We start from the raw sequence: 26,918 nt of genomic DNA on the forward strand, positions 1-26,918 counted from the left end.
CGTTCAAGCCGAACAATCAGGGCATTCATCACTCGGGAAACCGCTCGCCCGACTTTCGGGCAGGATTGCCTGAATATATTCCACCGGCCTCGAGCACTTGGTTTGGTCCCGCCACCGAGTTTGGTGTGACTATCGCGGACGTTCCGATAGTCGTCCCACCCAGCACGACTGAACGAGCTGTCAGCCATGCGCCAGGCTCAACAATCACCGGCCTGGTTATCAGCGCCATGTCTCGTCGGTGCGCATGGCTACCTGTTGTGATAAATGTCTCTTGTGAAACGACCGAATCGTGACCCAGGATGACATCGTCTTGGTTGTGTATCCATACACCCTCGCCAATCCAGGCGCGATCTCCCACATGCAGGTTCCACGGGAATTTGACGCGCGTCCTCGGACGGAAAATCACGTCAGAACCGATCTTTGCACCAAACACACGGAGTACTTTTATCCTCAGTTTCGAACTAATCTGCCACGCGTTCGTAACAAACAACAGTTCCGCTGCAGCCCAGAGGTAAACCACTACCTTCGGCCTGCCCCAACTTGTGCGCTCACCCGGTGCGCGGGAGAGGTCAATGACCCGATGTTCCTTGCTCATGTTCCCCCGATCAGCTGCGCGTTGGGTCAGTCGATCACGCGTCCACTTCCCGACGCTATTCTTGCACTTGTGACTCCACCAAAATTGCGCGTGACTATTCTTGCCCTCAACTATGCCCCGGAACCCACGGGCAACGCTCCCTACACTGCCAGCCTGGCGGAAGGGCTAGCAGATGCCGGTCACACTGTCCGGATCATAACGGGCTACCCGCACTACCCGGAATGGCGAAGGCGGGAGGGATACGACGGGTGGTCACGAGATGAACTCATTAACGGCATCAGGGTACGGCGCCTTCGCCATCATGTTCCCAGCAGACCGAACACAATACAACGAATGCACATGGAGTTGAGCTTCGGGGTGAGGGCATTATGCGCCGCCTGGGGTAGGCCAGATGTCGTGCTCTTGGTCAGCCCCGCATTGTTTTCGAGTGGACTCGTCATGCTTCGCGCACGCGCTCAGCGGCGGAGACCGGCGATCGGTATATGGGTTCAGGACATCTACAGCCGAGGGCTGATAGAAACCGGAGCGAGCGGCAGTCGGGCGGCGGGCATGGTCGCTCGCATTGAATCAAGAATCCTGCGCTCGGCTGATGGCGTAGTAGCAATCCATGAACGGTTCCGCGAACACATCGTAAGTTCCCTTGGTGTTTCACGGGGCGCCGTGGCTGTTATCCGCAACTGGACGCATCTGTCTGCGTCCCCAACAGAGGGACGGGAGGCGTTTCGTCAAAAATTCGGTTGGGAGAACGAGGATATCGTTGTTCTGCATGCAGGAAACATGGGTAAAAAGCAGGGACTCGAAAATGTGATCAATGCTGCGCGGATTGCTCAGTCCCGCCAGAGCCGGTTGCGTTTCGTTCTTATGGGCGACGGGAATCAACGCAAGCATCTTGAGTCACTCGCGAAGGATGTTGGCAACCTGGAATTTGTCGATCCGTTGCCTGGGAACGAATTTCAGTTGGCTCTCGCCGCAGCCGACGTCCTGCTGGTGAATGAGCTGCCCGGGGTCAAAGACATGGCTGTCCCAAGTAAATTGACGTCCTACTTCAACGCGGGGGTGCCGGTGTTGGCTGCCACAGATCAGGAGAGTGTCACTTCGTTCGAGATCACTGCGTCCGGCGGAGGCATACGAGTAAATGCCGCCGACCCGGTTGCCCTCGTTGACGCTGCGCAGGCTCTCGGTCAGGACTCATCAGCGGCTTCGGAACTCGGAGCACGCGGACTTCGCTTCAGTCGTGACACACTGTCCAAGTCTGCAGCTGTTGACCATTATGATGTGTTCATTACGAGTCTGGCAACGTCGCGCAGCCATTAGGCTACGCGACTCTTTTTTCGCTTCATGGGGGCAAAATGACAAAGCGCGCACTGATTACTGGCATCACCGGACAGGATGGCTCGTACCTAGCCGAATTGCTACTCCGCAAGGGTTACGAGGTTCACGGCCTCATCCGCCGCGCATCCACGTTCAATACGGCACGCATAGATCACCTTTACGTCGACCCTCACGACCTCAAGGCTAAGCTTTTTCTGCACTATGGCGATCTGAGCGACGGTGCACGGTTGGTGACTCTATTGGCTGAAATAGAGCCCAATGAGGTCTACAACCTTGCAGCACAGTCACACGTTCGAGTTTCCTTTGACGAGCCCGAGCACACAGCCGACACGACAGGCGTTGGAACCATAAGGTTGCTTGAAGCCGTCCGGATGTCCGGCATCGAAACACGCTTTTACCAAGCCTCGTCCTCAGAGATGTATGGAGCTACCCCTCCCCCGCAGAACGAGGAAACTCCGTTTTATCCACGGTCTCCGTATGGAGCAGCGAAGGTATACAGCTACTGGATCACAAAGAACTACCGTGAGGCCTATGGCATGTTTGCGGTCAACGGCATTCTGTTCAACCACGAATCACCCCGCCGCGGCGAGACCTTTGTCACGCGTAAGATAACCCGTGCCGTAGCCGCCATTAAGGCCGGGAAACAGGACCTTTTGTATATGGGCAACCTCGATGCCGTGAGGGACTGGGGCTACGCCGCCGAGTACGTCGAAGGTATGTGGCGGATGCTCCAGGCTGATGAGCCCGACGACTTCGTGCTTGCAACCGGTGGGAACTACACCGTTCGCGACTTTCTCCAGATTTCTTTTGAGCACGCCGGCCTGAATTGGGAAAACCATGTCCAATTCGATGAGCGCTACTTGCGTCCCACGGAAGTGGACGCCTTGGTCGGTGACGCGTCGAAGGCGCAGGAGAAGCTGGGTTGGAAGGCTTCAGTGCATACTCCTGAGTTGGCTCGCATTATGGTGGACGCTGACATCGAAGCCCTTAAGCACGCTGGGAACCATTGGATCGACACTGTCGAGTTGGAAAGCTGGAAAAGCTAGTGTCTGAAGATGTAACCTTCGAGCCTGCTCCACTTGACCGCGCCTCGACCTTCTATGTCGCTGGACATCGCGGACTCGTGGGCTCAGCGATCTGGAGGAATTTGGAAGCCGAGGGCTTCGCCAATCTGGTAGGGCGCAAGTCGTCAGAACTCGATCTGACGGACCGCGATGCGGTTTTCGCCTTCTTCGCGGAGACGAAGCCTCGCTATGTGGTGCTGGCCGCAGCAAAGGTCGGCGGCATTCTTGCCAACAGTACCTATCCCGTTGATTTCCTTAGCGACAACCTGAGGATCCAGGTAAACGTCCTCGATGCCGCTCGGGAACATGGTGTGGAACGTCTCCTATTCCTAGGTTCATCCTGCATCTATCCGAAATTTGCACAGCAGCCGATTCGCGAAGATTCATTGCTTACCGGCCACTTGGAGCCAACCAACGATGCTTATGCAATTGCTAAGATTGCCGGCATTATGCACATCCGGGCTATCCGGCGGCAATACGGACTTCCCTGGATCTCCGCCATGCCGACAAACCTGTATGGCCCTGGAGACAACTTCTCGCCAACTGGTTCACATGTGTTGCCCGCCTTGATAAGGCGCTACGACGAGGCGGCAAAGTCAGGGGCCCAGGTTGTAACCAACTGGGGAACGGGATCACCTCGCAGGGAGTTCCTGCATGTGGACGACATGGCGTCAGCGTGTCTTCACTTGCTGGAGAACTACGACGGCCCGTCCCAAGTCAATGTTGGGACAGGAAGCGACGTCACCATCAAGGAGCTTGCCACGTTGGTGGCATCAGCGGTTGGCTATACAGGCGAAATTGCGTGGGACACCACAAAGCCTGACGGCACACCGAGGAAGCTACTTGATGTGTCCAAGTTGGCCGACGCCGGCTGGTCCGCATCAATCGGACTTGAAGAAGGCGTTCGCGGAACCGTCAAGTGGTTCAGGGACAACTTTCTCTCCGTTCGCAGCTAATCGGCCTTGGAAATGGGGGAACTCGTTGAGTGAGGACGCCAACTGGCGGAGGCGTTCTTCCCGGCGTCTGCGGTCAGTCGATGCCTTTGTTGTCATATGGGCAGTGGTGGGAGCTTACCTAATCCGCTTTGGTCTGGACCAAGATTCTAGTTCTGCTGGCCAAGATGTCCTGTACGTCTGGTTCTCTGTCGTCCTTGCTGCCGCGTGGTGGGTAATGCTGGGAGCGTGGAACAGCCGACAGAGCCGCATTCTTGGGTCCGGACCCGACGAATACAAGCGAGTCGCCGCAGCCTCCCTGTGGTTGTTTGGCATCGTTGCAATTGTTTCCTATGTATTCCGGATTGATACCGCTCGCGGCTACGTAGGACTCGCTCTGCCAGTTGGGCTACTCGGACTTTTACTCGCTCGATGGTTGATCAGGCAACACCTAAGCATCAAACGCGGGCAAGGGCAGAGCATGTCTCGTCTGCTTTTGCTTGGAGGTCCCGGGGCTGTTGCGCACCTGGCGGCGTCATTGCATGGGGCCAAGCACGCTGGTTATCTCCCAGTCGCGGCATACATTCCTGGACTAGAAGCTGGCGTTGGCGTGGAACCCAACTCGGGACTGAAGATCGTGGGCCACAAACCCGATCCACACTCCATAGTCACGGCTCTGGAGGCATGCGGTGCCGATGCAGTAGCAGTGTCCGCCGGTGTTCAACTTCAACCTCAAACGCTGCGTCACTTGGGTTGGGAGCTGGCGGCTCGGAACATTGGTCTAATCATGGCGCCTGCACTAACGGATATTGCCGGGCCTCGAATACACACTCAACAGGTAGCCGGGCTTCCGCTCATTCATGTGACGACGCCCACGCTTGAAGGCGGGCAACGCGTCGCCAAGCGGCTTTTTGACGTGTTCGCCGCGGCCCTACTGCTTTTGCTGGCATCGCCCACAATGATCTTGGTGGCCCTATTGATAAAGCTGGATAGTGCGGGCCCGGTCCTATTCCGTCAGGAACGCGTGGGAATGGAGGGAAACCCCTTCTTTATGCTCAAGTTTCGTTCAATGGTGTCCGACGCCGAAACCCGCCTTGCGGAGTTGGCCCCAAAGAACGAAGGTAGTGGTCCGCTCTTTAAAATTAAGAACGATCCACGCGTGACGCGCGTTGGCGCTTTCCTGCGGCGATTCAGCGTGGATGAATTGCCTCAGCTGCTAAACGTCCTTAGTGGTTCCATGAGCTTGGTTGGCCCACGTCCTCCTCTTTCCCGGGAAGTCGAGGCCTACGAAAGCGACGTACGTCGTCGTTTGCTGGTGAAGCCGGGGCTAACGGGACTTTGGCAGGTGAGTGGGCGCTCGAACCTATCATGGCAGGACTCAGTCCGACTGGACTTGTACTACGTGGAAAATTGGTCGCTAGCCGGCGACCTCGTCATCATCCTCCGGACAGTCCGTGCTGTCTTTGGTAGCACCGGCGCCTACTAATCTCGCTAACCTCGTTTCAAAGCCACGCTAATAGCTGACCCCTTGGGGAAGGAAAATATCACAATGCGCATATCTGTAATCGGCTGCGGCTATCTGGGCGCTGTTCATGCGGCTTGTATGGCGAAGTTGGGCCACGAGGTGGTCGGGGTTGATGTGGACGAGCGAAAAATCGAAGAACTGTCTGCGGCACGTGCACCGTTCTACGAGCCAGGACTCGACAAGCTTTTGAGGGAAGTGCAGGATACGGGACGTCTGACTTTCACCACCGATTTAGCCGCTGCCGCAGGAAGTGCTGTGCACTTCATTTGCGTCGGCACGCCTCAAAAAACGGGTGAAAATGCTGCCGACATGACGTACGTAGACGGCGCCGCAACCGGACTTCTCCCATATCTTTTTCCAAACGATGTTGTGGTCGGAAAGTCGACAGTGCCCGTCGGAACGGCCTCACGCTTGGCGGACATAGTCCGAGCCAAACAACCCGATGCGCACGTGATTTGGAATCCAGAATTCCTCAGGGAGGGCCATGCAGTTTCGGATACGCTACAGCCCGATCGGTTCGTGTACGGAGTCTTGGACGGCTCGGAAGACCATCCTGCAGTTGCCGTCTTGGACGCCGTCTATTCGACTCCGCTCGCATCGGGCACGCCCCGCTTAGTGACCGACCACCCGACGGCTGAGCTCGTGAAGGCAGCCGCAAATTCCTTTCTCGCAACCAAAATTTCATTTATTAATGCAATGGCCGAAGTTTGCGAGGCGGCAGGAGCAGACGTCACTCAACTCGCTGACGCCATTGGTATGGACGATCGGATCGGCCGAAAATTCCTCAATGCGGGCATCGGCTTTGGCGGCGGATGCCTGCCCAAGGACATCCGCGCTTTTATGGCGAGGGCGGGAGAGCTTGGCGCCGATCAGGCACTTACCTTCCTGCGCGAGGTAGATGCCATCAATATGCGTCGAAGAACCCGTGTGGTGGAGCTTACTCGCGACCTTTGCGGAGGAACCCTTTTAGGCAAACGAGTCACGGTATTGGGCGCTGCGTTCAAGCCTGAGAGTGATGACGTTCGCGATTCCCCCGCCCTAAGCATCGCTGCTCAACTCCAATTGCAAGGGGCGGTTGTGACAGTTACAGACCCTAAGGCCCTACCGAATGCCGCTCGTCGATTTCCTGAACTGCACTACGAAGTGGAGACTTCCGTTGCCGTGATGAAGGCGGATGCTCTGCTGTTACTCACAGAGTGGCAGGAATATCGCGACCTGGACCCTTATGGCTTAGGAAGCTCTGTTTCTTCGCGCCGGATCCTTGATGGCCGGAATGTCCTGGACGCCGCCAAGTGGCGCGCAGCCGGCTGGGTCTACCGAGGCCTGGGTCGACCCTGAGATGGCGGACACTCAGCAACCTGCGGAGCGTGACCTGGGATCCAGCGGTCTTAGCGTTCCGAAGTCTCGCAAACCACGGCATCGCAGGTCACTAATGCTTGCGCTGTTGTCACTTGGTGGTCTCATTCTCGTCGCCATTGCAAGTGCGGCTTGGCTGGGAAGCAAGGCATCGGCGATCAGCTCTGAACTCAATACGGCAACACTTTTGATCCCGACCTTGAAAGAGAACATCACGAGCGACAGCTCCGGCAAAGCTCTTGAAACCGTGACACAACTGCGCGCCCACACTGTTGCAGCAAAGGAAGCAGCCAACGATCCCCTGTGGACGTTAGCCACAGGCCTGCCTGGGCTAGGTTCAAACTTCAGCGCTGTGGCAGAGGTTGCACGCTCGGCGGACGATGTGGTCGGCTTTGGTCTCGAACCGCTGGTGAGTGTTTATGGCACCCTGGATTGGGAAGCTTTGCTTCCCACCAGCGAAGGTGCTGATCTGGCAACGCTGGAGGAAGCTTCGCCAAGCATCTCGGCTGCAGCGCACGCCGTCTGGCTGTCAGCTGACAGGCTAGATCAGATCGACGCCAGCAGGCTGTTACCGCAGGTGGCCGACCCATTGACTCAAGCGAGAGACCAACTAAACGACGTTACCGGAGCCCTGAACGCTGCCGCCGCCGCCGCAAAGATCACGCCGGGCATGCTCGGGGCGCAGACACCGCGCAATTACCTCCTCATGATTCAAAATAATGCGGAGGTAAGGGCTTCGGGCGGCATACCCGGGGCTCTGGCCGTTGTAGGCCTGGACAAGGGCAAGTTGAGCCTTGGCTCGCAGAGCAGTGCGGCAGCTCTCGGCGCGATGTCGCCGATTGTGCATCTAGACCCCGAACAACAAGCAATCTACTCCGGTCGCGCGGGGAAGTTCATGCAAGATGTGAACTTAACTCCCGATTTCCCGACAGCGGCCGCCACTGCCCAAACCATGTGGGAGAGGAAGACGGGACAGCGCGTTGACGGGGTGATATCGATTGACCCCGTGGCGCTGGGATACATCTTGGATGCCACTGGTCCGGTGAACATCAGTCAGCCTGAACTCGTGGCACTCGAAGATGCTGGCCTGCCTACAGAGTTGACCGGCCACAATGTCGTTCAGACCTTGCTTTCTGACGTGTATGCCAAGCTCGAACAGCCCCGTCTCCAGGACGCCTACTTCGCCGGGGTGGCTCAAGAAATCTTCGCCGCCCTGTCGGACGGTAAAGGAAACGCGAAAGGCCTCGTAGAAGGGCTCGCTCGCGGTAGCGACGAGGGGCGCGTGCTGGTCTGGTCGGGCCTCACGGACGAACAGTCTGTCATCGCCCAATACCCCTTGAGCGGATCCATTGCTGGACCCAGCATTGCCCCCTCACAATTCGGTGTCTACTTCAACGACGGCACCGGCGCGAAGATGGACTATTACGTAAAGCGGACTGTCCACCTGGTGAAGGAATGTCCCAAGGACGGATACGAGCAAATCACTTTACGCATTAGGAGCACGAACACTGCACCAGCGGATGCAGCGACGACTCTTCCGGCTTATGTGACGGGTGGCGGCTCCTTCGGGGTGCCCCCGGGGTCCGTGCAAACAAACATTGTGGCCTACGGTCCTGTTCAGGCCAACGCAGAGACAGCCAGGTTGGACGGACAGAGAACCGATTTCGCTACCTACATCCACAGCAACAGACCCGTAGGCGTCATGGCGATCAAACTCGCACCAGGTGAAAGCCGCACCGTGGAGTTTACTTTCGGGAAGATCGTGCAACACACGGAACCTAACGTCGTCGTCACACCTACTATCCAAGCTGTCAAAGATGTGATCCTGCCCACAGAAATTCTCTCGTGTGGGTAGTAGTTATAGACAGTGCGTTAACACTATGTAAACCGACTGGATAGAGATTGCTAGCTGCTCGACGCGGATGGTAATGTCGTTGTGGGATATATATCCGGGATTTCTGCACAGGTCTCGTGCGGAGAGGAAACCTCCTCAATTCGGGTACATCAAAACATAAACGTCTCCGGGGGGACACTAATGAAAAAAACGCTCGCAGCACTCGCACTTGCAGGATCTCTCGCACTGGTCGGCACCGCGCCGGCCATCGCCGCCAACTACCCGCCCATCCCGCCGCAGGCCGCCGTGTCTGACGGCACCGTTGGTCCGGGCGAACAATTTGTCTTTCGCGGCCGCGGCCCCTTTGCTGGTGAATCCCTGACGATCACTGTGACGCCGGGTAACCCGCCCGCATCCCAGGGCAGGTCAGTTGCCGTAAAGATCCCCGTTTTCCAGGCGCAGACCTTCGGCGCTCAGGCGGACGCTCAGGGCAACTTCTCCGTGCCGATCACGATCACCGAAGCCGGCACCTACTTCATCACCGCAACGGGCAATGTTTCAGGTAGCACGGTTGGCCCCGTCACGGTTGTTGTGGATCCCGCTTTCGCCAGCAATGGTGCACCGCTGTCCAACACCGGAGGTGGCGCTGCACTCGCCAACACCGGATCCGGCCTTGCCAACACCGGATCCGACTCAGGCCTGATCCTGTGGACTCTGGTTGGAGCTGGCGCACTTGCCGCCGGCGCAGCCTCTGTAGTTGTCGTACGCCGCCGCGCCAAGACCGAGGCAGCAGCGTAACCGCAGCACCTACAAACACCAAAGAGGGTGGATGGTTCTCCGGAAAACCGGAGAACCATCCACCCTCTGCATTTAACCTGTGGTATCTATTAGAGCTATGGGGAGACATTGGCGAAGAGCACCGCGGCAGTTCGACTACTCCATACCCCTCCCCCGCACACAGGCCCTCCCCTATATCCTCTTAGGGCTGTTGGCCGTCACCGCGCTTGGAACTGCTGCACTGGCCCTGCTGCGAACGTCCTGAGCGCCCCTTGAACTACCTCAAAAACCCAAAGCTCTGGCGCACTGTCCTGATAGCCATGCTGATCCCACTGGCTTTCGTGGCTTACTGGCCAAGCCCTGTGGATCAGCCCGTGCAGGGGCAGCTATCGGCCCTTCTGAGATTCCTCCACGCCCGCGGAATTCCGGGATGGTTCAATTACCAGTTCGTTGAGGCATCTGCCAACGTGGTGCTCTTTATTCCGCTGGGCGCGGTGGCATCACTGGCGTTCGCCGAAAAACGCTGGTGGCAAATCGGCGCACTTGGACTGATCGTCTCCGGGATTATGGAACTGGGTCAGCTTCTGTTTCTTCACAACCGGTTCGCAAGCCCGCTGGATGTTGTCACAAATACTGGAGGGGCTGTCATAGGGGCTCTGCTGGCCGCTGCGGCCCTTAAACAGCTACGGGCCCGCCACCTCGCGGTGGCGGGCCCGTAGGGCGTTACAGAAGCTTCAGAGGCTACCCGACAAAAGCCTTCATCCAGGTCTTCAGGTCCTCACCGAACTCCACCCGTTCGGAAGCCAAGGTGATGACCGCCTTCAGGTAGCTCAGCTTGTCGCCGGTGTCGTAGCGGCGGCCCTTGAACACCACGCCGTACACGCCGGAGCCTTCGCGCTCGCCGGCGGCAAGAGTCTGCAGGGCATCGGTGAGCTGGATTTCGCCGCCGCGGCCCGGCTCGGTGTTCTCCAGGACACCGAAAACGGACGGGTGCAGCACATACCGGCCGATGACTGCCAGGTTGGACGGTGCCTCGCCTGCAGCCGGCTTCTCCACCAAGCTGTTCACGCGGACGTAGTCCTCGCCCTCGATGGCTGAGATGTCCGCGCAGCCGTAGGCGCTGATCTCGGTGGGATCCACCTCGATCAGGGCGATAACGGAACCGCCGGTCTTCTGCTGCACCTCCATCATGGTGCTCAGCAGGGTCTCAGCCTCGTCAATGAGGTCGTCACCGAGCAGGACCGCGAAGGGCTCGTTGCCCACGTGCTGGGCAGCGCACAGCACGGCGTGGCCCAGGCCTTTGGCCTCGCCCTGGCGGACGTAGTGGATGGGGCCTAGCTGGGACGCCTCCTGCACCAGGTCCAGGCGGTCCTGGTCGCCCTTCCTTTCCAGTGCCTGCTCCAGGCCCGGTTCACGGTCGAAGTGGTCCTCGAGGGCGCGCTTGTTGCGGCCCGTGATCATCAGCAGGTCGGTGAGGCCCGCGTTGACGGCTTCCTCAACCACGTACTGGATGGCCGGACGGTCAACCACCGGCAGCATTTCCTTCGGCATCGCCTTGGTGGCGGGCAGGAAGCGAGTTCCCAGGCCGGCAGCAGGAATGACGGCTTTGGTTATAGATTTCCCCATTGTCATAGGTGAACCCTACAAATCAAGCCCTCCAGATAGCAATTTCTATCCCGTAAATTTTGGCTCACGCTTCTCCTGGAAGGCCCGGAAGCCCTCGGCATAGTCGTCGGTCTTGCAGAGGCGGGCCTGCTCCGCGTTCTCCTCCGTCATGGCCTCCCACAGGCCCAGCCGCTGGTCACGGATGTGCGCCACCAGCTCCTTGCTGGCATTAAACGCACCCGTTGCCCCGGTGGCCACCTTCGACACAATTGCCCGGGTGTTGTCCAGAAGTTCATCCGCGGGCATGGCCCGGCTGAACATCCCTTGCGCCACGGCTTCAGTTCCAGTCATCAGCACAGCGGTGTAGATCAGGTCCAGCGTCCGGTGCATGCCCAGCCGCTCGGTGAAGTACCAGTGCCCGCCAGAATCCAGGGTTGCGCCCAGTTTGGCGAACGGCGACCCGAACTTTGCGTTCTCCGCCACGTACACCACGTCCGTGGCCAGCAGCAGGCCCAGCCCCACGCCCAGGCAGGCCCCCTGGGCGGCTGCGAAGGTCGGGGCGGGGAATGCTGCCATCTTCTGCAGCAGCGGCTGCACCAGCCCCGCCAGGTACGCCTCGGCGTCGTCGCTTTCCGGGGAGACGTTCTGGATGTCCCGGCCCGCGCAGAAGGCGCGGCCCTCTCCCCTGAGCAGCAGCGCCCGGACCTCACCGCGGGATGCGGCGGCAGCGGCGTCGTCGTACGCCTGGGTTAAATCCGCGAGAGCCTGTTCGTCCAGCGAGTTCAGCTTGTGCGGGGCGTTCAGGACCACTTCGGCGACGCCGTTGGCGATGGAGAGGGAAATCATGGGGCTCCTGGTTCGTGGGCGAAGAGAAATTCTCAGACGTCGAAGTCGACGGTGACTTCCTTGCTGGTGGGGTGGCTCTGGCAGGTCAGCACGTACCCCTTGTCCAGTTCATCCTGCTCCAGCGCGTAGTTTTCGTCCATGTTCACGGTGCCGGTGACCAGCTTGGCGCGGCACGTGCCGCACACTCCCCCGGCGCACGCGAACGGCACGTCCGGGCGGACCCGCAGCGCGGCGTTGAGGATGGACTCGCGGGCGTGGGTGGGGCTGGCCACCTCGCCCTGCAGGCCGTCCAGCTTGAACGTGATCTTGTACGTCTCCTTGGACTCGTCCACCAGAACGGGACGGCCGGCGTTGCCCTCGGGGCGGTCCGGCTTGCCGGAGGTGAACAGCTCGAACCGGACATGTTCCGGCTTCACGCCGCGCTCGGCCAGGGTGTCCCGGCACAGCTGCACAAGTTCGAACGGCCCGCACAGGAACCACTCGTCCACATCGTCCGCGTGGATGGCGGTACCCAGCAGTTGCTGCAGCTTCTCGGAATCGATCCGGCCGGACAGCAGCGGCGCGATCCGCTGCTCGCGGGACAACACGTGGTGGATGGCCAGGCGCTGCGGGTACTTGTCCTTCAGGTCCGCCAGCTCCTCCAGGAACATGACGTCCATGGCGGCCTTGTTGGCGTAGATCAGGTCGAAGCGGGTCTCCGGGTTGGCGGCCAGCAGCGTCCGGGCGATCGCGATCACCGGGGTGATGCCGGACCCCGCCGCGATGGCCACAAAGCTGCCCGGCTCCCCCGCCAGCTCCTCCGGGTGGTTCATGGAGTTCATGACGTTTTGGTCCACCGGCTTGCCGTCCCGGCCGTGCTTGGACACAAACGCGCCCATGGGGCTCATGACCTCCAGGGTGTCCCCGGCCTTCAGCTCGGCGTTGGCCCACGTGGAGAACAGCCCGCCCAGGTCCTTCTTCACGGCCACCCGGATCTCGCTGCTGCCGTCCGGGAAGCTGCGAGGCTCCGCGCAGATGGAGTAGCTGCGGCGGATTTCCTTCGGTTCGCCGTTCTCGTCCGGCAGCGTGGTGCGCAGGGCCACGTACTGCCCGGGCAGGTAGTCGAACTGGCCGGCGAGCTCCGGCGGGACGCCGAACGTGACCTCGATGGCGTCCTCGGTCAGCCGGCGGACCTCGGAGACGGTGAGGGTGTGGAAGGACGGACGACGGCGGCCGGTGGCCTGCGCCGTCTCGGCGGCGGTCTGGCGGACAACAGGCATGGGGCTTCCTTACAGGACTTTGAAGTAATCGAACGGTTCCTTGCAGTCCTGGCAGACGTACAGCGCCTTGCAGGAGGTGGAACCGAAGCGGGTGAGTTCCTTGGTGTTCAGGGACGAGCACTGCGGGCACTTCACGGCCATCTTCAGGCGGATGGGGCCTGCATGCCGTGCAGCGTCGGACTTGCCCGTGGGAGGCGCGATGCCGTACTCGTTGAGCTTGGCCTTGCCGGACTCGGTCATCCAGTCCGTGGTCCAAGCCGGGGCGAGCACCAGGTCAACGTCCACGCTGGCGTAGCCCTCCTTGGCGAACGCGGCCTTGAGGTCGTCCCGGATGGCGTCCATGGCCGGGCAGCCCGAGTACGTGGGCGTGATGGTGACCCGAACACTCTGGTCCTCTGCTACGTGGATGTCCCGAAGGATCCCCAAATCCGCAATGGTGAGCACCGGGATTTCCGGGTCGCAGACGGTCGCGGCAATATCCCAGGCCTTCTGCTCGGCAGCGCTCCGCCGGGTAATGGGTTCGATGTACACGGCGGTCACCAGCTTGCTCCGGGGTGTTCGCGGGCCAGCACCTGCATCTCGGCCAGGATGTAGCCCAGGTGCTCGGAGTGCTCACCGCGCCGGCCGCCGCCGGGTGCCGGGGGAACGTCCGGGACCTCCAGCTCGGCTTCGGCGAGGATCTCGCCGGTCAGCCGGTCAAACTCGGCACGCAGGGAGGAGGGCTGGACGGCGGCGCCGGTCTCGGCCAGGCGGGCAGTCAGCTCGTCGTCGCGGAACAGCTCTTCGACGTAGGGCCACATCAGCTTGAGGGCATGCGTCATCCGGCGGCGGGATTCGTCCGTGCCGCCGGCCAGGCGGAGGACCCACTGGGCGCTGTGGTCACGGTGGTAGTCCACTTCCTTCACGGCCTTAGCTGTGATCGCGGCGAGCGTGGCATCGGTGGACTTGGTCAGCCTGCGGTACAGCTCGTACTGGTAGTAGCTCACGATGAACTGCCGGGCGATGGTGGCCGCGAAGTCGCCGTTGGGCTGCTCGAAGATCTGGACGGAGCGGAACTCATGCTCGCGGCGGAAATAGGCCAGCTCGTCCTCGGTCTTGTCCCAGGCGCCGCCGGCGTAGGTGAGGAAGGAGCGGGCGTGGCCCAGCTGGTCCAGGGCGATGTTGCCCAGGGCCACGTCCTCCTCCAGCTCAGGGGCACGGGAGATCCAGTGGCCCAGCCGCTGGGCCAGGATTAGGGCATCGTCGCCCAGGCGCAGGGCAAACTCGGCCACATCCTCCGTGGGCCGGGCCAAGCCGGTGCGGACCTCGAGGGCGATGTCCTCGGGACGGAGGGCGTTGCCGGGGGTGATGCGGGTGGCGGAGGCGTTGCTGTCGCCTGCCACGCCGGTGGAGATGTTGCCGTGGCCGCTCACAGGTGCTTCACCCCTTCGCTCTTGGTGTAGTACGTGGCGTGGCGGTAGTCCTTGCCCTGCGGGGACTCGAAGAAGGCACCCTTCGAATCGGGATCGCTGGCGGCGATGGCGTCCGCCGGGACCACCCAGATGGACACGCCCTCGTTGCGGCGGGTGTACAGATCGCGGGCGTTGCGCAGGGCCATGGCGGCGTCCGGCGCGTGCAGGGACCCTGCATGGACGTGGCTCAGGCCGCGGCTGGACCGGACGAAGACCTCCCAGAGGCCCCAGCCCTGGCTGTGGCTCGTGTGGGTTTCTGCGGCCGGGCCTGCTGAAACCTTTTCTGCCTCGCGGTTGATTTCGGTGGCCGAGCTGGCCGGGACTTCCGGGTTGCCGTGGGGGCTCATGCTGCGTATTCCTTCGTCTCCATTGACTGTTTTGCCTGCTGTTTTACCGCATAAGCGGCGGCTGCCTCGCGGACCCAGGCGCCGTCGTCGTGCGCTTCCCTGCGGCGGTCCAGCCGCTGGGCGTTGCAGGGGCCGCGGCCGGCCAGGACCTCGTGGAACTCGTCCCAGTCCAGCGGGCCGTGCTCCCACTTCTTGGTCTCTTCGTTGAAGCGGATCTGGTCATCCGGGAGCTTGAGGCCCAGGACCTTGACCTGCTCAGCCATCATGCCCACGAACCGGTGGCGGAGTTCATCGTTGCTGAAGCGCTTGATGTTCCAGGCCATGGACTGCTTGGAGTTGGGTGAATCGTCATCCGGCGGGCCGAACATCATCAGGGCCGGGGCGTACCAGCGGTTCACGGCGTCCTGCGCCATCTCCCGCTGCTCCGGGGTGCCATTGGCGAGTTCCAGCAGGATCTCGAAGCCCTGGCGCTGGTGGAAGGACTCTTCCTTGCAGACCCGGACCATGGCGCGGCCGTAGGGGCCGTAGGAGGCGCGGCACAGCGGCACCTGGTTGGCGATCGCGGCACCGTCCACCATCCAGCCGATGGCACCCATGTCCGCCCAGGTGCGTGCGGGGTAGTTGAAGATGCTGGAGTAGCGGGCCTTGCCCGCGATGAGCGCGTCCATCATGTCGTCGCGGCTTTGGCCGAGGGTCTCCGCGGCGGAGTACAGGTACAGCCCATGGCCGGCCTCGTCCTGCACCTTGGCCATGAGGATGGCCTTGCGCTTCAGGCTCGGGGCGCGGGAGATCCAATTGGCCTCCGGCTGCATGCCGATGATCTCCGAGTGGGCATGCTGGGAGATCTGGCGCAGCAGGGTCTTGCGGTAGGCCGGCGGCATCCAGTCTTTGGGCTCGATCCGCGAATCCTCGGCGATCACGCGGTCAAAGTTCGCCTGGCCTTCGGCGTCGCTCAGTGCGGTGGCTTCCATGATTGCTCCTATGCACGGTCATCGTGGACTGAATTATTTACCGACCGTTCGTTCAGGATATGTGGAAGCCGCTGGAGGCGTCAAGGAACCCGCCAGGTTTTGCTCCGCCGACCGCCCTCTGCCTGGTCTTTCTGCGTGCCCGTGCGGCCCCCTTTCGACGCGCAAATTCCTTTTCGACGCGCCTATTCCCCTGCGCAGCCCAAATCCGGGGTGCGCCCAGGAACCTGCGCGTCGTCAGGGACCAGGCGCGTCGCCTGCACTTGTCCACATAACTGCTCCTGGCCCTCCCACCGCGGCACTCTTGCTGGCAGCGTCGGGATATGACCGACCTTCCCCCGCTGATCCTGTCCCGCGAGCGACTCTTGCGCGGGCTGACCCCGAACGATCTCGCCAAGCGGGTGAAAGCCGGCACCCTGGTCCGCATCCGGCAGGGCGTTTACACCGACGGTCAGGCCTGGAGGGAACTGAAACCGTGGGAACAGTACCGCCTCCGCGTCCAGGCAGCAGCCCAGACCTTTGAGAAACCCACGGTCTTCGCGCGGCACTCCGCCGCCAGCGTGTGGGGAATCCCCACCATCGGCCAGCACCATCCGGTCGAAGCCCTCACCCTGAAGAACGACGGCGGCCGGTCACGTGCCGGAGTCAGCCGCCACTTCGCTGCGCCGGCGGGACTGAAAGTCGTCCGGCGGGAGGGTCTTCTTGTCACGGACCGCATCCGCACCGTCCTGGACCTTGCCGCGTTCATGCCCTTCACCCACGCTGTGGCTCCAGTGGACCATGTGCTCCGGCCTGACCGGGCCCGGCGCCTGGCCGCCGTGACCAAGGCTGAACTGGAGGCCGGCATCGGGTCTGCGTATTCAGCTGCCGCCGGGAGGAGGATCCGGGCGGTCATCGAGTTTTCCGATCCTGCCTCAGGCTCGGCCGGTGAGTCGCTGAGCCGTGCGCTGATCCATGTGGCCGGTTTCGAAGCCCCCTTCCTCCAGCAGGCCATTTACGACTCCGCTGGCCTGGTGGGCTACACCGACTTCTACTGGAAGCGGTCCAAGGTTGTGGGCGAGTTCGACGGTGAGGAGAAGTACGCCAAGGCCGCGTACCTCAACGGCCGGACCCCGTCGCAGGCCGTCGTGGCGGAAAAGAACCGAGAAAACCGGAGCCGTGCCACGGGTCTCGACGTGGTGCGGTGGGACTGGGCCGAGCTCATGAAAGCCGGGACGCTGGAACGCAAGCTGGCCGCGGCCGGCGTGCCCCGCCGTCGTACGCGTTCTGCCGATATCGACGCGCGAACCCGGCTATGACGCGCATCTTCCCCGGCGCCACCGTTATGCAGGGGGCGTCACGGAATATGCGCAATGCCAGCGAATCTGCGCAGCGTCAGCACGGCACCATCAGCGGCGGCGTTTGCTCAGGTCCCGCACGATATTGGGTAGCGAACGCAGAAACCGGGCCCACCTGGCCCGGTGCTGCCGGAGCCGTCCACGGAAGGACATGTCCGCATAGATGTTCCCGCTCAGGAAGACCTCCGGCCGCGGGAAGACCGCACGGAACAGCATTCTTGGCTTGTCCTTTAGGGGCGCCTGGGCAATGGCAATCAGCCGGGCACTGCCGGGCTCTTTGGCCATGACACGGTTGCGCCACTCCGTGGAGGGCTCCGGCCAGTCCACTGTCGCGTCCACGGGCCGGAGGTCTTCGAGGAAGGGGCGCATGGCTGCAAGGGATCCGGTGGACTGGGCTACGTCGAGGACGGCGGCGCCGTACGATTCCCGTTGTGTCAGGTCCGTCAGGAACTCGAGTTCCTGGCTGCACGCTGGCAACTGGGGTGAGCGGAGGGCATGCAGGGCAAGAATGAGGATTCCCAGCGGCTTTGAGGGGACACGCACCACCTGTCCCGCAACTTCAAGGTCCTCTGTGTTGGCCCACATCAGCTCGAAGCAGTCGCCAGGGTTAGATTCCATCCCCGGGAACCGGAAGTGGACGTCGATGCAGCACGGCCATTCGGGATGGTCCACCGTGACGGAGTGCTTGGGAAAGGTCCTGCTGTCCGGGTCTACCGGGCGTTCCCGCCAGCCCCGGTCCCGCAGGCCCTGGAGCATGGGTTCCAGGTCCGACGGTGCCACGAAAACATCCACGTCACCGGAGATCCTGGGCTGGCGCAGCCCCTGGATCACACTCGCCGGACCCTTGATGAAGAAGGCCCGGATCCCCTTACTGTCGGCCACGCGTGACACGAGGGCATGGCCCAGGAGCACGGCCTCGGGGATGCTTAGCTGTGTTTCGGCGGCTTGTTTTTCCATGGCTGAGCTTAGGCTCGTGCCCGGCGGCGGGTGCCCGCAAGCTCGGGCACTGCCTCAGGGCTTGGACCGGGCGCTGAGGTGTACGTGCCGTAGTAGGAGTAGGCGTCTGTTCCGCGGGTGGGCACGTAGTTCAGGACGGCGCCCAGGATCCGGCCCTTGACCTTGTCCAGGTTCCCCAGGGACTGCGCCAGCTGCTCCTGGGTGGTCCTGCCGGTCCGGATCACCACGATGGCTCCGTCGGCCGCGCGGGAAAGGACGGCGGCATCCGTCACGGGAAGCAGCGGCGGAGCGTCGATCAGGACGATGGCATTCTCCGCCAGGGCGTTGAGCATGTTCTTCATGGCCTTGGACCCCAAGAGTTCGCTGGGGTTCGGCGGAATGCGGCCGGAGCCGAGGACCGAGAGGTTGGGCAGGGCGCCCCAGGGCTGGAGGACGTCCGCGAGTTCGGCGGTGCCGGTGAGGACGTCGGTGACGCCGACTCCCGGAACCAGGTTGAAAACGTCCACCAGGGTGGGGCGGCGGAGGTCGCCGTCGACCACTACAACGTTCTCGCCGGCGGCCGCCATGGTGACCGCCAGATTGGCCGTGACAGTCGATTTGCCTTCCGCCTGGACCGAGCTGGTGACCACGATGATCCGCGGCGGCTGGTCCACGTCGAGGAAGCTGAGGTTGGTGCGCAGCTCCCGGAGGGCCTCGGCCATCGCTCCGCCGGCGTCGTGGACTTCCGCTGCGGTGCCGGCGTCCAGGACGGTGCTTCTCTCGTTCAGGCGGTGGTCCACAGGCAGGGTGCCGATCACGGGAACCGCAAACAGCCGCTCGATTTCCGCGGCGTTGCGGAGGCGCCGGTCCAGGTGCCTCCGGACCAGGGCATAGGCGACACCTAGGGCCAGGCCCACGAGGGCCCCGAGCGCCAGGGTGAGTTTGACGTTGGGTGAGACGGGGCTGGTGGGAAGGACTGCTTTGCCCAACGGGAGCACCCGAACAGCCGACGCCGGGACGGCGGCTGTAGCGCCGGCGTCGGGCGTTGCAGCGGTGCCGGGCCCAACAGCCGTCTCGGCGGGGGGTGCTGTTTCGATCGCCTCCACCTGGGCGGCGAGGCCGTTGACCCAGGCGTCGGCCACGCGCTGTGCGGTGGCCGGGTCTGGCGACTGGGCGGTCACGCGGATCTCGGCGGTGTCCAGCGGGACCTTGACGGTGATGGTGCCGAGCAGGGCGTCGGCAGAGGTTTTCAGTTCCAGGGCGGCGATGACGCGGTCCGCCACGAGCCGCGACTTGGCCACGGACTCGTAGTTCTTGACCTTCGCCTTCGCCAGGCTGTCGCCGGCTAGGGCGAGGCTTACGTTGTCCGAGCCCGGCGTCACCACAATCCCGCTGGAATCGGAGGAGTAGATCTTGGGCTGGAGGACGGTCCAGCCGAACGCCGCCAGCGTGGCCAGCAGGGTGAAGGCGGTGATGGCCTTCCAGTACGTCCTGACCACGCGGAGGTAGTCCGATAAGTCCAGGCCGGCGGGCGCTTCCCCGGGGGTGGCTGTGGTGACGCTCAAGGTGGTTCCTTCCACTCAATCCAAGTTCGTGTGTCTTCGGCCCGGTCTGCGTTGCCGGGTCATTGCTTCGAGTGGTCCCCCACGCGATGGGCGGTTATGTGCCGCCCTGCTTCAAAACTTCTTTCTCGACGAGCTGTCCGACGGCGGTGGCGACGGCGTCCCGGTAGCCTTCCGGCGTGCCGTGCACTTTGCCGACCTCTTCTGCGAGTTGGTGCGGCGTTACTGCGTTTTTGGTGGCGTCCCAGATGGCCGGGCCGATCCCGCCCAGCCGCACGATCTGGTCTTCCAGCATCAGCAGCAGGTCGCCGTTGATGGTGATGGCGTCCTTTGGTGCTGCCCGCCGGAGGTGGCCTTCCGGGATGCTTCCGGGTTCTTCTGGTCCGGTGGCGGCGGCTTCCCATTCGCGCTCCGACCAGGGCTGCTTCCGGAACAGCGGGGCCAGAGCCTCGGGCAGATCGGCGGCTTCGGAGTAGGTCATCTTCCAGGCTCCCCCGACGCTGTCGATCAGACGGCAGAGCGACTGCAGCGGCTCCGCGATCTCACCCTGCGAGGACGAATCCGGGATCAGGGCGAGCACCGCGTCGGCCAGCGGCACTTTGGTCAGGGTTGGCGGGACGTGGCCTGCTTCGACCCGGTCCAGCAGCACGATGGACCGGATGAAGGGCTGGGCGGGGGCAGGCTGTAGGCCGAGGACGTCCGGTCCCACCTGAAGCTTGGGCCCGCCGGGACGCTGCTTCACGGACAGCGGCTTGGGGTAGGGAACCACCGAGCCGTCGGGCCGGATGGCGACTGTCTCGTCAGTGACGTAACCGTAGGTCCTGGCCAGCAGCGAGGCTGCGGTGGTCTTGCCGGTTCCCGACCTTGCCACCAAGGCAACCACAGCCCCCGTCACCGGATCCGCTACTCCGCAGGCGTGGAGCATCGTGAACTCCCCCGCGTTGGCCAGGATGGCCGCGACGGTGAGCCGGGAGGTGAGGCTCTCAGCCAGCTCCTCAAAGGAGGCGGCCTGAAGGAGGAAGGTGCCGCCGTCGTGCGTTGGGGACTGATACGTGACGGAAGCAGTGAACGGCTGGGTGTCCGTGGCTTCGTTCGGCAGCGGCGGAGCCAAGGGCTCCCCAATGCTGGCACAGCGCACCCAGGCCGAGCGCATACCCTCGCGGTGTTCCCAGGTGACCTCGCGGCCCCAGCGGACGGCGAACTGCACTCCCAAAACGTCGAGGTGCAGCAGATCCCCGCCGCGGGGTTCTTCGAACTGCCGGGGCGCCCACGCGACCTGTGTGTTTCCGAAGCTCATGAATCCCCCCGGATCTGGCGCTCGTAGTGTGAAGTTGCTATTGCTGCTGCCGACCTACTTGATTCGGGCGGGCTCAATCAGGCGCTGGGCTTCCAGGCTGGCCAGGAATGCCTCGACCTGGCGCACCAACTGGCCGGCAGCATCCTCGAAAACGGCTTCCAGTTCGGCAATGATGTCTGCCTGGTCTCGGCGGCCGTCGATCAGTTCCCAGATGGTTGCAGCCGTGCCTTCGAGGACCACCGGCTGGGTTGCGTCCAGGTGAAGAAGGGCAACCCGGCTGGCTGAGTGGGTACGGACTTGGGCGACGTGGGTTGAGCGGTGCCAGATCATCAGACGTTCATGGTGATGCCGGGGACAGTAACGACGAGGGAACCCACTGTGATCGTCATCGCGAATGTGTACTGTTGACCAGTTGTTGGCGCGTTGCTGCCCTTGCCATCGACGTAGTAGAAGGAAATCGAAGTTGTCGCCGATTGGCCAGCCGAGATTGTCAGGGTCGCTGTCGAGATGTAACTGGTTGGGTCAACGGTGGCGGTACCCACCGGACCGACGGCCCTGATGGCTATGCCCGACCTCACCGTCCCGGTGTTGACGCTGGGAATAATGCCTATTGTTCCAGTTACCGGGGACCCCGACGTGTTCTGGACAGTAAGGGTTGAAGGACCAAAACCCGCTCGGCTTAGACCTTGACCTTGGTCTTTGGAAATAGTGATATTGCCATTCGCCCCCATAGTTACGGAGACCGGGCCTGGTGACGCCGATGCGGGCGGAACCGCAATGGCGGTAACGATAACCGGAACCGACCAGGCCACACCCTTAACAACCCTGCGGCGGCTGAAACCCGCCTCTTCGCTGCTTGTGACCTCTGCGTTCAGAACCTCAGACAATTGCGACCCCGTATCGTTTCAACTGCAGTCGGCCCTGTTGGGCGAGCAGCGTGCTTTGGCCGTGTTTTCCCGGCTGTGCCTACTCTTGCCAACGCGGCTTAAGGATCAGTCAACCTGGTTGCAAGATTGGGTCAATATCCGCTAGGTAGGCCCTTGAGGTTCTACTGTCAAGGGGAGGGTCCCGGAGCGGGGGCTCTCCTACGCGCCAATGACCCTGCCCAGCCGGACTCTGTACAAGCGGCGGCCCTCGGGCGTAGATTCAATCAGTGGGCCAGACCGATTTACGGCCCCTTACCCGGTCCTTCTGCATAGACCGCGGGAAGCTGCTGTAGCATCGCGGCGGCACAGGATGCAGGCATGGAATGAGCCACAATGTCCACCTCGCACTACCAGCGTTTCCTTGATGAAGCCACCATTCTCGACCCCACCAGCGACTGCCCCCTGGGGCCCGACTGCCTGTACGGGCTGTACGTCAGCTGGTGCCTCCTGAACGATCTGCAGCCCCATTCCGACGCGGCGTTCCGCACCGCCATGGACCGGTGCGGGATCGACATCAATGACAGCAAACTCATGATGCACGGTCCGGCCGCCGCCGAATACATCCTGGCCAGCTACCCGGCCGTGGCCTGATGACCGTCAGGCACGACGACGACGCCACCTGGCAGGCGCCGGCGTCGGACCCGCTGAGGTGCTCGAAGTGCGGGAACGTCGATAAGCTCGAAATCACCTCCATAGACGCGCTCGACGCCGGCTCACCCTTCGCGGGTTCCCCGTTCATGGTGGCGGTCACCTTCTCCTGCACGGAGTGCGGCGTTCCCACCACCCAGGACACCGACGTTGCGGACGTGGCCCGGATCCTGGACCGGCCGGGCACCCCTTCAGGAGTGCTGGCTTGCGGGGGCCACTACATCCACTGCGGCCAGCCCATGAACACTGTGGGCAGCGAACTGCGCAGCGTCCATGGCAGCTACTCCGACCGGCTGATACCGGAGGCGCTGAGCGTCTACCTGGCCACCCGGGTCCTCCGCTGCCGCTGCGGCTTCCAGATGGAGATCCCCGACCGGCGGGCCAAGGCCGCGAGCTAAGAATGCCGGCTCCGTCCCGCCGCGTTCGCTACCCGTTCGCTTGGGCGGCCTCATCGGTGGAGGCGAGCATATTCGTAAAGGTGGCCGTCAGCATCCTGTCGATCAATGGGCCGGTGACACGGCCGATCAGGCCACCCCGGGGTACGTATCGGTAGCTGAACGTGGCTAACGTGCCGTGGTCGTCGGGCTCGAGCGTGAGCATTGACTCGGCCTGCTTGAACGGCACCAATGCACTCGGCTGATTTTTTGTGTCGGCGTATAGGGCCCACACGGAACGCGGGGACGCAGACATGCGGCGTTGCACCATGATGTGACGTTCAGGCATGAGGACCACCGGTGTTCCTACGAGAAGGGCGGGGCGGGATAGGTGCCGTCGTGCATGCCGTCGTTAGGGTCGGGCGGATGGCTGCCGCTGCGCTCGCGTCCACCCACCGTGGCGCTGCGGCGGTAGTACTTTCCGCAGTGGATGCAGTGCCGGCGGAAGTTGCCGTCTGCATCTGATTCGGCCAGCCAGTGATGCCCTACGTTCAACGTACAAAGCAGCTTCCTGAGCATGATTTCGTCCAGTCCCTAGGGCCAGGCCTTTGCGAGGGGCGGCCCGACGACGGCCGCTTGAATTCTACCGCCGGGACGCCTGGTCAGCCACGATAGTTTTTCTTCAGGCCACGCACCAGCGGCGCTTTGCCGAGGGGTGTCCGTTCAAGCCGGTCCACCAGGTGCACGTCCACTGCGGTCTGCAGCACGCCTGCCTTGGTGAGGGCTTCAACCACCGCGGCCCTCACCTGCTCCACCGACCCGCCGGGCGCGAGTCCGGCCAGGAGCACCCGCAGGCCGGCGGCTTCCTGGATGACCTGCCAGCCTGCGTGGGCCGCCTGGTCCAGGACATCGTGGAACACGTTCGGATGGACATCCACGCTGCCACTTTTGCCCGGCAGGTGCAGGACATCTTCCATCCGGCCTTCGATGTCCTCCAGGAGGGCAAAGGAGCGTCCGCAGGGGCAACCCCGACCGCCCAGCCGCACGGTGTCGGACATTTCGTAGCGGATCAGCGGCAGGGTCCGCGAAAACAACACGGTGGCGAGGACCTTTGCCCCGGTTGTCCCCGGCGGCACGGCGTTCCCGGCGTGATCCACGGGTTCGACGATCAGGAGGTCCTCATAGACGTGGCTGTTCCGGTAGGTGCAGGGGGAGGCGATTCCGGCCGTTTCGGTGGCCGCGTACACATCGAAAGGAACGCTTCCCCACGCCGCCTCGAGCTCGGCCGCCGCGTGGGGGCTGAGCACTTCGGAGGCTGACATGACCCCCTGCGGAGAGATGTGCAGCCGCCCGGCTCGCTGCTCCGCCGTGAGCGGTTCCAGGGCTGAGGCGTAGCCCACCAGCACCCTGGGCTGGAACCGGTTGAGCGCGGCCACCGTCTCCGCCAAGGGTGCGGTAACGTCCAGGCGGAGCGTGGGGACGAGCCTGGAGCGGAGGGATGCGCCCAGGACCGCTGACTGGTGGGTAGGGACGAGGGTGCTGACCAGGGCCACCTTCGGGAGGTGGGCTGGCCCCGCGGGAATCCCGGCCCAGTCGTTCGCCCTGGCATAGGAGGCCAGGACAGTCGCCCATTCACCGCGGTCCCAGACGAAAGTTCCGCGCTGGCCCGTGGTCCCTGCCGTGGCCGCAGCCCACCAGCGGCCCTTCCACGGCACCCCCGGGTCTCCCCCGCGCTCAACCAGGGCATGCAAGTGCTTCTCCAGATCGGCCAACCGCAGGTCCGGTGCGGTGACTGCCTCGTCGAAGTGGTCCATCAGGTCCGCCTTCGTCACGGGCGGCAGCTGACCCAGGGGTGCGCCGTACAGTCCGGCGTGATGGCGGCGGTAGAACTCCGAGCCGGCATAGGCTGCCCGGCGCAGCTCCTGCAGGGCCTGGTCCTGGTGTTGGGCGATCCGGGCGGCATCCCAACGGTCCCGTCTGCGCCAGGCCGCCCGCAGGAACAGAACCCGGGAGACAAGCCGGAGGTCCATCACGTTTCGCGGCCCCGGCGGAGCGCGGCGAGGCGTGCGGTGTACTCGTTCTCATCGATTTCACCGCGGGCAAAACGTTCGGCAAGGAGGTCCTCTGCAAAGCGGGAGCGGGGCCCGCCCATGTCAGGACGGCGGTTCCCCCCTCCCGTGGACCGGGCCAAGAGGACGAGGCCAACAATAACGGCACCCCAGAACAACACGAAGCTCACCCACATCAGGACGTATCCCCAGCCGCCCATATGCCCGTCCCAAAACATCATGACTCGTTCCTCGCTGCCGGACTGCCCCAGCCCCTGGATCCACTTTCGTCCCGGCCGGCCTCCGGCGTCAGAGTCTTTAGTCCCCGCACCGGCAGGGTCCGGGCAGCGCGGGAGCCACCCGAAGCCGACACGGAAAAATCACCGCGCTGAAACACTCCGGCAACCTGCCCGGGGCATGCTGTGACTACGGGGACATCATCAGCAGGGGGCACAGCATGAGCACACAGCAGGCACAAAAGGTAAAACTCCAGCCCGGCGACTACATCGAGGCGTGGCACAACGGCAAGCTTTTCCACCGAGGCCGGGTCACCGACGTCGTACCTTCACTGGAACTGATCTGGATCAGGGACGCAAGGACCGGCACGCGTAAGCTGCTGGACCCCGAGGCCCTGGACATCGTGATCACCCAGGATCCGGCTGCCGTCCAGAAGATGGCCGTTCCGGGTTCGGCCTAGAATGGGGCATGACTGTTTCGCCTGAGCATGAGCTGATCGTTGAGCTGCAGGACCTGATTATCGGCACGGATACCGTGGCGGACTTCCTTGGCGGGCTCTCCGCCATCGCGTCCTCCGCGATCAGCCGGTCCGCAGGAGCCGAAATCGAGTGCGGCGTAACGCTCAAGCACGGCAAGAAAACCGCGACGGTAGGCGGAAGCACTCCGCGCGCCATCCACCTGGACAAGATCGAACAGCGGGTGGGCGACGGCCCGTGCATCCTGGCCTTGAAAGTGAAGAAGCCGGTCCTGATGGCCGACGCCCGCACCGATCCGCGCTGGCCCGGCTACCAGAAGGCACTGATGGAGGAAGGCTGCTTCAGCGTCCTCGGCGTGCCCATGCAGCTCAATGAAGACGCCAGCGCTGCCCTGAACTTCTTCGCGCCCGCCGTCAACTCGTTTTCCGAGGAAACCATCACTGAGGCGGCCCGGTTCGCCGACGTCGCCGGCCGGGCCGTGCGCCTGGCCGTCCGGATCGGCACCGCCGAGGGCGCTGCGGATAACCTGGCTGCGGCAATGTCGAGCCGCACGGCCATCAACCTCGCCTGCGGCATCGTGATGGGCCAGAACCGCTGCAGCCAGGCCGAAGCCATGGAAATCCTCATCAAGGTCTCCAGCCACCGGAACCAGAAGCTCCGGGACGTCGCCGAGGAAATGGTCCTGAAGGTCTCAGGCGAAGAGCCGGCCACCTACTTCGACAAATAGTCGCTTCAGTGCCGTAGATTGACGGCATGGAACTCCGACTTGAAGTTGTGCAGGTGCCTGTCACCGACGTCGACCGCGCCAAGGCCTTCTACACCGACCAGCTCGGCTTCGTGCTCGACCACGACGTCGAACACATCCCCGGGATGCGCGTCGTCCAGCTCACCCCGCCCGGATCTGCAACCTCGATCGTCATCGGCACCGGCATGAACAGCATGGTGCCGGGCAGCCTTGAGGGCCTCCAGCTGGTGGTGCCGGACATGGCGGAGGCACACAGCGAACTGGTTGGCCGCGGCGCCCCCGTCAGCGAGCCGCAGGACCTGGGCGGGTTCATGTTCGCCTACTTCAGCGATCCGGACGGCAACCGGTGGGTCATCCAGGAGATCCCGCCGAAGGGCGATTCGGCGTAACCCCTGTTCCAGGCCCTTCCATGGCCGCTTCAAAAAGCGAGTACTCACTACT

At 62.9% G+C, this 26,918-nt stretch carries 30 protein-coding genes; 14 read left to right on the forward strand and 16 right to left on the reverse strand.

All coding sequences use genetic code 11. The features are described from left to right. Positions 1-28: 28 nt before the first annotated feature. Positions 29-595: an LbetaH domain-containing protein gene (locus tag ABIA70_RS04775; RefSeq protein WP_354146410.1), complete on the reverse strand. Its 567-nt coding sequence runs from the start codon at positions 593-595 to the stop codon at positions 29-31. Here ABIA70_RS04775 and ABIA70_RS04780 point away from each other — a divergent pair. From ABIA70_RS04780 to ABIA70_RS04815, 8 genes are all read left to right on the forward strand, one after another. After that, entirely contained in the window at positions 581-1,909 is a 1,329-nt protein-coding gene (locus ABIA70_RS04780; RefSeq protein ID WP_354146411.1) for a glycosyltransferase, read from the forward strand. The genes ABIA70_RS04775 and ABIA70_RS04780 overlap by 15 nt on opposite strands. 35 nt (positions 1,910-1,944) lie before the next feature. Next, the gene (gmd, locus tag ABIA70_RS04785) at positions 1,945-2,973 is read left to right on the forward strand and encodes a GDP-mannose 4,6-dehydratase (protein ID WP_354146412.1); all 1,029 of its coding nucleotides are present in this window, start codon (positions 1,945-1,947) and stop codon (positions 2,971-2,973) included. Beyond that, entirely contained in the window at positions 2,973-3,947 is a 975-nt protein-coding gene (locus ABIA70_RS04790; RefSeq protein ID WP_354146413.1) for a GDP-L-fucose synthase family protein, read from the forward strand. The genes gmd and ABIA70_RS04790 overlap by 1 nt, the downstream gene beginning before the upstream one ends. 25 nt (positions 3,948-3,972) lie before the next feature. Further along, positions 3,973-5,409, forward strand: a complete 1,437-nt coding sequence (locus ABIA70_RS04795; protein WP_354146414.1) for a sugar transferase — start codon at positions 3,973-3,975, stop codon at positions 5,407-5,409. A gap of 63 nt (positions 5,410-5,472) precedes the next feature. Continuing rightward, a complete protein-coding gene (locus ABIA70_RS04800) occupies positions 5,473-6,786 on the forward strand; it encodes a UDP-glucose dehydrogenase family protein (protein WP_354146415.1) in 1,314 nt (437 codons plus the stop codon). A 94-nt stretch (positions 6,787-6,880) separates the two neighbouring features. Next, on the forward strand, positions 6,881-8,659 hold the full coding sequence (locus ABIA70_RS04805; protein ID WP_354146416.1) for a DUF4012 domain-containing protein: 1,779 nt from the start codon (positions 6,881-6,883) through the stop codon (positions 8,657-8,659). A 180-nt stretch (positions 8,660-8,839) separates the two neighbouring features. Next, positions 8,840-9,436: an LPXTG cell wall anchor domain-containing protein gene (locus ABIA70_RS04810; RefSeq protein WP_354146417.1), complete on the forward strand. Its 597-nt coding sequence runs from the start codon at positions 8,840-8,842 to the stop codon at positions 9,434-9,436. Positions 9,437-9,642: 206 nt separating this feature from the next. Continuing rightward, positions 9,643-10,134 carry a VanZ family protein gene (locus ABIA70_RS04815; RefSeq protein WP_354146418.1) on the forward strand — a complete coding sequence of 164 codons (492 nt, stop codon included), beginning with the start codon at positions 9,643-9,645 and terminating at the stop codon, positions 10,132-10,134. Positions 10,135-10,156: 22 nt separating this feature from the next. Here the strand turns inward: ABIA70_RS04815 and galU are convergent, their stop codons facing one another. From galU to paaA, 7 genes are read right to left on the reverse strand one after another with little or no spacing between them, the layout of a single operon-like run. Beyond that, positions 10,157-11,047, reverse strand: coding sequence for a UTP--glucose-1-phosphate uridylyltransferase GalU (gene galU / locus ABIA70_RS04820; RefSeq protein WP_354146419.1), 891 nt, complete (start codon positions 11,045-11,047; stop codon positions 10,157-10,159). 39 nt (positions 11,048-11,086) lie between these two features. Then, the gene (locus tag ABIA70_RS04825; protein WP_354146420.1) at positions 11,087-11,866 is read right to left on the reverse strand and encodes an enoyl-CoA hydratase/isomerase family protein; all 780 of its coding nucleotides are present in this window, start codon (positions 11,864-11,866) and stop codon (positions 11,087-11,089) included. A 32-nt stretch (positions 11,867-11,898) separates the two neighbouring features. Next, on the reverse strand, positions 11,899-13,125 hold the full coding sequence (gene paaE, locus ABIA70_RS04830) for a 1,2-phenylacetyl-CoA epoxidase subunit PaaE (protein ID WP_354146421.1): 1,227 nt from the start codon (positions 13,123-13,125) through the stop codon (positions 11,899-11,901). Between the two features lie 9 nt (positions 13,126-13,134). Then, entirely contained in the window at positions 13,135-13,665 is a 531-nt protein-coding gene (paaD, locus tag ABIA70_RS04835; RefSeq protein WP_354146422.1) for a 1,2-phenylacetyl-CoA epoxidase subunit PaaD, read from the reverse strand. Continuing rightward, entirely contained in the window at positions 13,662-14,537 is an 876-nt protein-coding gene (paaC, locus tag ABIA70_RS04840) for a 1,2-phenylacetyl-CoA epoxidase subunit PaaC (protein WP_354146423.1), read from the reverse strand. Before paaC ends, paaD begins: the two co-directional genes overlap by 4 nt. Next, entirely contained in the window at positions 14,534-14,923 is a 390-nt protein-coding gene (gene paaB / locus ABIA70_RS04845) for a 1,2-phenylacetyl-CoA epoxidase subunit PaaB (RefSeq protein ID WP_354146424.1), read from the reverse strand. Before paaB ends, paaC begins: the two co-directional genes overlap by 4 nt. Beyond that, entirely contained in the window at positions 14,920-15,894 is a 975-nt protein-coding gene (gene paaA, locus ABIA70_RS04850; protein ID WP_354146425.1) for a 1,2-phenylacetyl-CoA epoxidase subunit PaaA, read from the reverse strand. Before paaA ends, paaB begins: the two co-directional genes overlap by 4 nt. Positions 15,895-16,214: 320 nt before the next feature. Here paaA and ABIA70_RS04855 point away from each other — a divergent pair, with 320 nt between their 5' ends. Further along, positions 16,215-17,189 (forward strand): hypothetical protein, encoded by a 975-nt coding sequence (locus tag ABIA70_RS04855; RefSeq protein WP_354146426.1) that lies wholly within the window; start codon positions 16,215-16,217, stop codon positions 17,187-17,189. A gap of 90 nt (positions 17,190-17,279) precedes the next feature. Here the strand turns inward: ABIA70_RS04855 and ABIA70_RS04860 are convergent, their stop codons facing one another. From ABIA70_RS04860 to ABIA70_RS04875, 4 genes are all read right to left on the reverse strand, one after another. Further along, a complete protein-coding gene (locus ABIA70_RS04860; RefSeq protein ID WP_354146427.1) occupies positions 17,280-18,185 on the reverse strand; it encodes a nucleotidyltransferase family protein in 906 nt (301 codons plus the stop codon). A gap of 8 nt (positions 18,186-18,193) precedes the next feature. Beyond that, on the reverse strand, positions 18,194-19,729 hold the full coding sequence (locus ABIA70_RS04865) for a tyrosine-protein kinase domain-containing protein (RefSeq protein ID WP_354146428.1): 1,536 nt from the start codon (positions 19,727-19,729) through the stop codon (positions 18,194-18,196). A gap of 94 nt (positions 19,730-19,823) precedes the next feature. Next, positions 19,824-21,023 (reverse strand): ATP-binding protein, encoded by a 1,200-nt coding sequence (locus ABIA70_RS04870; protein WP_354146429.1) that lies wholly within the window; start codon positions 21,021-21,023, stop codon positions 19,824-19,826. Between the two features lie 54 nt (positions 21,024-21,077). After that, complete coding sequence (locus ABIA70_RS04875) at positions 21,078-21,353, reverse strand: PqqD family protein (RefSeq protein ID WP_354146430.1); 276 nt, start codon at positions 21,351-21,353, stop codon at positions 21,078-21,080. A 929-nt stretch (positions 21,354-22,282) separates the two neighbouring features. Here ABIA70_RS04875 and ABIA70_RS04880 point away from each other — a divergent pair. Then, positions 22,283-22,540 carry a hypothetical protein gene (locus tag ABIA70_RS04880; RefSeq protein WP_354146431.1) on the forward strand — a complete coding sequence of 86 codons (258 nt, stop codon included), beginning with the start codon at positions 22,283-22,285 and terminating at the stop codon, positions 22,538-22,540. After that, positions 22,540-22,995: a hypothetical protein gene (locus ABIA70_RS04885; protein WP_354146432.1), complete on the forward strand. Its 456-nt coding sequence runs from the start codon at positions 22,540-22,542 to the stop codon at positions 22,993-22,995. The genes ABIA70_RS04880 and ABIA70_RS04885 overlap by 1 nt, the downstream gene beginning before the upstream one ends. A 28-nt stretch (positions 22,996-23,023) precedes the next feature. Here the strand turns inward: ABIA70_RS04885 and ABIA70_RS04890 are convergent, their stop codons facing one another. The 4 genes from ABIA70_RS04890 to ABIA70_RS04905 all read right to left on the reverse strand — a co-directional run bounded on the left by ABIA70_RS04890 (position 23,024) and on the right by ABIA70_RS04905 (position 25,261). Beyond that, complete coding sequence (locus ABIA70_RS04890) at positions 23,024-23,320, reverse strand: hypothetical protein (protein ID WP_354146594.1); 297 nt, start codon at positions 23,318-23,320, stop codon at positions 23,024-23,026. A gap of 17 nt (positions 23,321-23,337) precedes the next feature. Beyond that, positions 23,338-23,526 carry a hypothetical protein gene (locus ABIA70_RS04895; protein ID WP_354146433.1) on the reverse strand — a complete coding sequence of 63 codons (189 nt, stop codon included), beginning with the start codon at positions 23,524-23,526 and terminating at the stop codon, positions 23,338-23,340. 107 nt (positions 23,527-23,633) lie between these two features. Further along, on the reverse strand, positions 23,634-25,001 hold the full coding sequence (locus ABIA70_RS04900) for a phenylacetate--CoA ligase family protein (protein WP_354146434.1): 1,368 nt from the start codon (positions 24,999-25,001) through the stop codon (positions 23,634-23,636). Beyond that, a complete protein-coding gene (locus ABIA70_RS04905; RefSeq protein ID WP_354146435.1) occupies positions 25,001-25,261 on the reverse strand; it encodes an SHOCT domain-containing protein in 261 nt (86 codons plus the stop codon). The genes ABIA70_RS04900 and ABIA70_RS04905 overlap by 1 nt, the downstream gene beginning before the upstream one ends. Positions 25,262-25,476: 215 nt before the next feature. Between ABIA70_RS04905 and ABIA70_RS04910 the strand changes: the two genes are divergently transcribed. From ABIA70_RS04910 to ABIA70_RS04920, 3 genes are read left to right on the forward strand one after another with little or no spacing between them, the layout of a single operon-like run. Further along, positions 25,477-25,716, forward strand: a complete 240-nt coding sequence (locus tag ABIA70_RS04910; protein WP_354146436.1) for a hypothetical protein — start codon at positions 25,477-25,479, stop codon at positions 25,714-25,716. An 8-nt stretch (positions 25,717-25,724) separates the two neighbouring features. Then, positions 25,725-26,459: a GAF and ANTAR domain-containing protein gene (locus ABIA70_RS04915; RefSeq protein WP_354146437.1), complete on the forward strand. Its 735-nt coding sequence runs from the start codon at positions 25,725-25,727 to the stop codon at positions 26,457-26,459. Positions 26,460-26,485: 26 nt separating this feature from the next. After that, a complete protein-coding gene (locus tag ABIA70_RS04920) occupies positions 26,486-26,866 on the forward strand; it encodes a VOC family protein (protein ID WP_354146438.1) in 381 nt (126 codons plus the stop codon). The last annotated feature ends 52 nt before the right edge of the window (positions 26,867-26,918 follow it).

It is taken from the genome of Arthrobacter sp. 754 (assembly GCF_040548695.1).
In the GTDB taxonomy this organism is placed as follows: Bacteria; Actinomycetota; Actinomycetes; order Actinomycetales; family Micrococcaceae; genus Arthrobacter.

Bases quoted from the DNA above. Each gene is read 5' to 3' on its own strand.
- ABIA70_RS04800 (WP_354146415.1), top strand. From the start codon at position 5,473: ATGCGCATATCTGTAATCGGCTGCGGCTATCTGGGCGCTGTTCATGCG.
- ABIA70_RS04905 (WP_354146435.1), bottom strand. From the start codon at position 25,261: ATGATGTTTTGGGACGGGCATATGGGCGGCTGGGGATACGTCCTGATG.
- ABIA70_RS04810 (WP_354146417.1), top strand. From the start codon at position 8,840: ATGAAAAAAACGCTCGCAGCACTCGCACTTGCAGGATCTCTCGCACTG.
- ABIA70_RS04915 (WP_354146437.1), top strand. From the start codon at position 25,725: ATGACTGTTTCGCCTGAGCATGAGCTGATCGTTGAGCTGCAGGACCTG.
- ABIA70_RS04900 (WP_354146434.1), bottom strand. From the start codon at position 25,001: ATGGACCTCCGGCTTGTCTCCCGGGTTCTGTTCCTGCGGGCGGCCTGG.
- ABIA70_RS04880 (WP_354146431.1), top strand. From the start codon at position 22,283: ATGTCCACCTCGCACTACCAGCGTTTCCTTGATGAAGCCACCATTCTC.
- ABIA70_RS04855 (WP_354146426.1), top strand. From the start codon at position 16,215: ATGACCGACCTTCCCCCGCTGATCCTGTCCCGCGAGCGACTCTTGCGC.
- ABIA70_RS04775 (WP_354146410.1), bottom strand. From the start codon at position 595: ATGAGCAAGGAACATCGGGTCATTGACCTCTCCCGCGCACCGGGTGAG.
- paaB (WP_354146424.1), bottom strand. From the start codon at position 14,923: ATGAGCCCCCACGGCAACCCGGAAGTCCCGGCCAGCTCGGCCACCGAA.
- ABIA70_RS04870 (WP_354146429.1), bottom strand. From the start codon at position 21,023: ATGAGCTTCGGAAACACACAGGTCGCGTGGGCGCCCCGGCAGTTCGAA.
- ABIA70_RS04860 (WP_354146427.1), bottom strand. From the start codon at position 18,185: ATGGAAAAACAAGCCGCCGAAACACAGCTAAGCATCCCCGAGGCCGTG.
- ABIA70_RS04805 (WP_354146416.1), top strand. From the start codon at position 6,881: ATGCTTGCGCTGTTGTCACTTGGTGGTCTCATTCTCGTCGCCATTGCA.
- ABIA70_RS04875 (WP_354146430.1), bottom strand. From the start codon at position 21,353: ATGATCTGGCACCGCTCAACCCACGTCGCCCAAGTCCGTACCCACTCA.
- ABIA70_RS04885 (WP_354146432.1), top strand. From the start codon at position 22,540: ATGACCGTCAGGCACGACGACGACGCCACCTGGCAGGCGCCGGCGTCG.
- ABIA70_RS04890 (WP_354146594.1), bottom strand. From the start codon at position 23,320: ATGCCTGAACGTCACATCATGGTGCAACGCCGCATGTCTGCGTCCCCG.
- ABIA70_RS04910 (WP_354146436.1), top strand. From the start codon at position 25,477: ATGAGCACACAGCAGGCACAAAAGGTAAAACTCCAGCCCGGCGACTAC.
- paaA (WP_354146425.1), bottom strand. From the start codon at position 15,894: ATGGAAGCCACCGCACTGAGCGACGCCGAAGGCCAGGCGAACTTTGAC.
- gmd (WP_354146412.1), top strand. From the start codon at position 1,945: ATGACAAAGCGCGCACTGATTACTGGCATCACCGGACAGGATGGCTCG.
- ABIA70_RS04920 (WP_354146438.1), top strand. From the start codon at position 26,486: ATGGAACTCCGACTTGAAGTTGTGCAGGTGCCTGTCACCGACGTCGAC.
- ABIA70_RS04780 (WP_354146411.1), top strand. From the start codon at position 581: ATGTTCCTTGCTCATGTTCCCCCGATCAGCTGCGCGTTGGGTCAGTCG.
- galU (WP_354146419.1), bottom strand. From the start codon at position 11,047: ATGACAATGGGGAAATCTATAACCAAAGCCGTCATTCCTGCTGCCGGC.
- ABIA70_RS04825 (WP_354146420.1), bottom strand. From the start codon at position 11,866: ATGATTTCCCTCTCCATCGCCAACGGCGTCGCCGAAGTGGTCCTGAAC.
- paaE (WP_354146421.1), bottom strand. From the start codon at position 13,125: ATGCCTGTTGTCCGCCAGACCGCCGCCGAGACGGCGCAGGCCACCGGC.